This is a genomic window from Amycolatopsis sp. SID8362 (assembly GCF_010550475.1).
Lineage (GTDB): Bacteria > Actinomycetota > Actinomycetes > Mycobacteriales > Pseudonocardiaceae > Amycolatopsis > Amycolatopsis eburnea.
Genome location: NZ_JAAGNB010001276.1, coordinates 1 through 3937, shown reverse-complemented (window position 1 = coordinate 3937; position 3937 = coordinate 1). Strand labels below are relative to the sequence as shown.

Below are 3937 nucleotides of genomic sequence, written 5' to 3'. Positions count from 1 at the left end.
CGCCCCGCCGCCGGCCGCGGCTGGCGGACGGCGATCACGCTGACGCCGACCGCGATGCGCTGGCTGGAGTCCACCGGCGCGCTGGCGGAGGTCGCCGCGTGCACCGACCTGCCGGTGCGCAGCGTCTCCCGGCTGCCGGGGGAGCCGCGGCCGCACCCGGACCCGGAGGTTTTCCTCTTCGCGCCGGCGTCGGCCAACTCGGTGGCGAAGCTGGCGCTGGGCATCGCGGACAACCAGGCCCTGACGGTGCTCGGCGACGTGCTGGGCGCGCCGGGGATCACGATCGTGGTGGCCTACCAGATCCAGGACACCCGGGTGCACCACCCGGCGTGGCAGCGCCACCTCGACACCCTCGCGGGCGCCGGGGTGACGCTGCACCGGCTGGACCTCCGGCGGCCGTGGACCGAGGCCCTCGACCTGCTGCCCTGACCCCCCCGGGCCGCGGGGGCGCCCCCGTTTTCCACGCTACCCGCCACCACCGACAATTCCGGGCCGGGCTACGAGCACACCGCCGCGTCGGCCGCCGCCAGCAGGTGGGCGTTCGTGTCCGCCGGGGTCGGGTTCTCGTTCAGCACCACCGTCACCCGCCGCCCGTCCGGGCCCACCCCCGCCAGGTTGGTGAAGCCGATGATCCCGCCTTCGTGGCCCCAGAACTCGCCGCACGACACCGGGATGCGGCCCAGGCCCAAGCCGTAGCCCGCGCCCGGGACGCCGAGGTCGGCCGGGACCGTGCGGCGCATCTCCGCCAGCTCGGCCGGGCGCAGGAGCCGTCCGCTCAGCAGCGCGCCGTAGAAGCGGTCGAGGTCCGCCGGGGTCGAGACGAGCCCGCCCGCCGCGCCGGCGATGGTCGCGTCGAAGTCGCTGAAGTCCACCAGCCTGCCGCCGATCGGCGCGTACCCGACGGCGTGCGGCGCGGGCAGCTTCTCGTCGCCTCGCCGGGGAAGGTACGTGTCGCGCAGGCCCAGCGGGCGCGTGATCCGCTGACTGAGGAGGTCGGCCAGCGCGTGTCCCGTCACCCGCTCGGCGAGCATCCCCGCCACGATGTAGTTCGTGTTCGAATACGACCAGCCCGCGCCGGGCGGGAACAGCGCCGGGTGCTTCAGCGCCATCGCCACCAGCTCGGCCGGCTCGGCGCCGCGGTGGCGCAGGGCTTCCGGGTCGGACTGGTCGAGGTCGGCGGTGTAGTTGTAGAGCCCGCTCGTGTGCTGGAGCAGCTGCCGCACGGTGATCCGCCGGTCCGGGAGCAGGCCCGGCAGGTAGCGCTCGACCGGCGCGTCCAGCTTCACGCGGCCCTCGCCGACGAGCTGCAGCACGACCGTCGCCACGAACGTCTTCGTGACGCTGCCCGCGCGGAAGGAACCGTTGCGCGGGAACGGTTTCCCGGTGGCGACGTCCCCGGTGCCGCTGCGCGTGACCCGCGTCCGCGGGCCGTCCTGGACGACCGCCGCCGCGCCCGGAACGCCGTCCTGGGCGGTCAGGACGTCCAGGCGCTCCTGCACCGAACCGGTCGCGAACGCCGGTGCCGCAGTGGTGGCGGTGAGCAGCGCGACGAGCGTGCCGGCGGTGGCGATCCGCAGTGACTTCCGCATGAGAAACCCCCTGGTGTCTTGGTGTTCCCCACGCTAGGGACACCGGACACCAGGGGGAATCGGGGAGACCACCGGAAAAACCCGGGGGTGCACCCCACCACTCAGCGCAGCTTCAGCGCCCGCTTCAGGGTGCCGAACAGGTCCGTCTGGTTGGTCAGCCCGACGATGTTGGCCGCTTGCGGGCCGAGGCCCGCGATGCGCACCTGGGTACCGGTGTGCGACTGCGAACCGCCGGCTTCCGCGGTGCCGTAGGCCAGGGTCATGTTCGCGCCCTCGTTCGTGACGAGCGTCGCGGTCAGGCCCGGGGTCGCCGTCGGCTCGACGATCTGGCTGCTGTGGCCGTGGTCGGCGGTCACCAGCACCAGGGTGTCGGGGTGGCTGCGGGCGAACGCCGTACCCGCCGCGATCGCCGCGTCGAAGTCGACCGTCTCGCCGATCTGGCCGCACGGGTCGGCCGCGTGGTCCTGCTTGTCGATGCTCGCGCCCTCGACCTGCAGGAAGAAGCCCTTGTCCGCGCGGCGGTCGTCGAGCAGCTCGAGGGCCTTGCGGGTCTGGTCGGCCAGCTTCGGCTGGGCCGCCGGGAGCTTCGGGTTCGGGGTGCAGCGGGTGGGCGCGGTGCCGCCGTGGACGGCCGCCGGCCCGGTCCAGTTGACCGGCATGTTGCCGTCGGCGAACAGGCCCAGGACCGGCTTGCCCGGCTTCGCCGCGGCCAGGTCCGCCGCGGTGTTCACGACTGCGTAGCCGGCCGCCTTCGCTTGCTCCAGCACGGTCTTGCCCTTGAACTTGCCGGCCGTCACGGACTGGTTGAAGTACTTCGCGCCGCCGCCCAGCAGGACGTCGGGGCGGGTCTGCACCAGCTGCTCGGAGATCGAGCCGAGGCCGCCGTTCTCCTTGGCGTTCTTCGCGCACTTCGCGGTCGTCTCGACCGGGCCCTTGCAGTCGCGGCTGACGACGTGCGAGCCGAGCACGGCCGGGGTCGCGTCCTGGACCTCGGCGGTGGTGACGTCGCCGGTGCGCAGGCCGCTGCGCTTGGCGATCTCGAGGATCGTCGGGACGTCGTTGCCGTACGCGTCGACGGAGATCGCGCCGTTGTAGGTCTTGGTGCCGGTGGCCCAGCCGGTGCCGGACGCCGCCGAGTCGGTCACGTAGTCCGGCTTGGCCGGGTTGTCCCGCTCGACCGCGTACGTCGTGTAGTCGCCGGTCAGCGGCAGCTCGTCCATGGCGAGCCGGCCCGCGGCGCCGCGCTCGTAGTTGCGGGCGGCGGTGATCTCCGACTGGCCCATGCCGTCGCCGATGAACAGGATCACGTTGCGGGCGTGCCCGCCCTGGATCGCGGCGCGGACGTCGTTCGTGCGGTCACCGGTGCCCGCCGACGAGCGCGCGTCGGCGGTGCCGGAGCCGTTGGTGGCCAGTGCGACGGGGGCGGCGGCGACCAGCGCGGCGCCGAGCGCGCCCGCGACCAGCCACCGGCGGCGGCCGGCGAACAGCGAAGCCATGGTTCTCCTCATATGGGGGACTTCGGGGGTTTTCGGCCCGGATTTCGGGCATGGCCCATTAGTCCCCGTGCATGTGTGCCGCGCAGGGCCGCGGGGTGACCGCCGGGTGGCCGCTGATCGAACTCCTGGCTTCGCGCGGGTGACCGGGAGCACGTCGGTTATTGACCGGCCAGATGTCCCGGCCGGACGACGCCCGATTCGTACGCGATGACCACCGCCTGGCTGCGGTTGCCCGCGCCGAGCTTGGCGAAGATGTTGCCCACGTGGGTCTTCACCGTCTCCAGGCTGATCACCAGCGCCGCCGCGATGTCCTGGTTGGACAGTCCGCCGGCGATCAGCCGGAGCACCTCGGCTTCGCGCCGGGTAAGCGTTTTCGCCGCCCGCGCGTACCGCCCGCCCGGCGGCCGCGCGGTCACCAGCCGCCGGATCGCCTCGGGGAACAACAGCGAGTCCCCGGTCGCGACGGTCCGGACGGCGTGCGCGATCTCCTCCTTGCGCGCCCGCTTCAGCAGGAACCCGCTGGCCCCGGCCAGCAGCGCTTCGTGGACGTAGTCGTCGTTGTCGAACGTTGTGACGACCAGGATCTTCGGCGGGTCGTCGAGCGCGGCGAGCACTGCCCGGGTGGCCTCGATGCCGTCGGTGCCGGGCATCCGGACGTCCATCAGCACGACGTCCGGCCGGCTCCGGCGCACCTCGGGCAGCACCTCGCCACCGTCGGCGGCCTCGCCGACCACGCTCAGGCCCTGCTGCTCCAGCAGCGCCCGCAACCCGGCGCGGACCAGCGGTTCGTCGTCGGCGAGCAGCACCGCCGGCGTCATGCGCGCGCCCGCAGCGGGATGGTCGCGCGCAACC

Annotated in this window: 4 protein-coding genes; 1 reads left to right on the top strand and 3 read right to left on the bottom strand. The window is 73.4% G+C overall.

Annotated elements, in window-relative coordinates:
* On the top strand, nucleotides 1–429 hold a 429-nt coding region (locus tag G3I65_RS39635), incomplete at its 5' end, for a flavoprotein (protein ID WP_160700638.1).
* A 68-nt stretch (nucleotides 430–497) separates the two neighbouring features.
* On the opposite strand, the gene G3I65_RS39630 is transcribed toward G3I65_RS39635, so the two are convergent.
* The 3 genes from G3I65_RS39630 to G3I65_RS39620 form a co-directional block, all read right to left on the bottom strand.
* Complete coding sequence (locus G3I65_RS39630) at nucleotides 498–1589, bottom strand: serine hydrolase (protein WP_203612643.1); 1092 nt, start codon at nucleotides 1587–1589, stop codon at nucleotides 498–500.
* A 101-nt stretch (nucleotides 1590–1690) separates the two neighbouring features.
* Nucleotides 1691–3085, bottom strand: coding sequence for an alkaline phosphatase (gene phoA / locus G3I65_RS39625; protein WP_160700637.1), 1395 nt, complete (start codon nucleotides 3083–3085; stop codon nucleotides 1691–1693).
* Nucleotides 3086–3243: 158 nt separating this feature from the next.
* Complete coding sequence (locus G3I65_RS39620) at nucleotides 3244–3903, bottom strand: response regulator transcription factor (RefSeq protein WP_160700636.1); 660 nt, start codon at nucleotides 3901–3903, stop codon at nucleotides 3244–3246.
* Nucleotides 3904–3937: the final 34 nt, after the last annotated feature.

Excerpts from the sequence above, each read along its gene's own strand:
- G3I65_RS39630 (WP_203612643.1), bottom strand. The coding sequence starts at position 1,589 with ATGCGGAAGTCACTGCGGATCGCCACCGCCGGCACGCTCGTCGCGCTG.
- phoA (WP_160700637.1), bottom strand. The coding sequence starts at position 3,085 with ATGGCTTCGCTGTTCGCCGGCCGCCGCCGGTGGCTGGTCGCGGGCGCG.
- G3I65_RS39620 (WP_160700636.1), bottom strand. The coding sequence starts at position 3,903 with ATGACGCCGGCGGTGCTGCTCGCCGACGACGAACCGCTGGTCCGCGCC.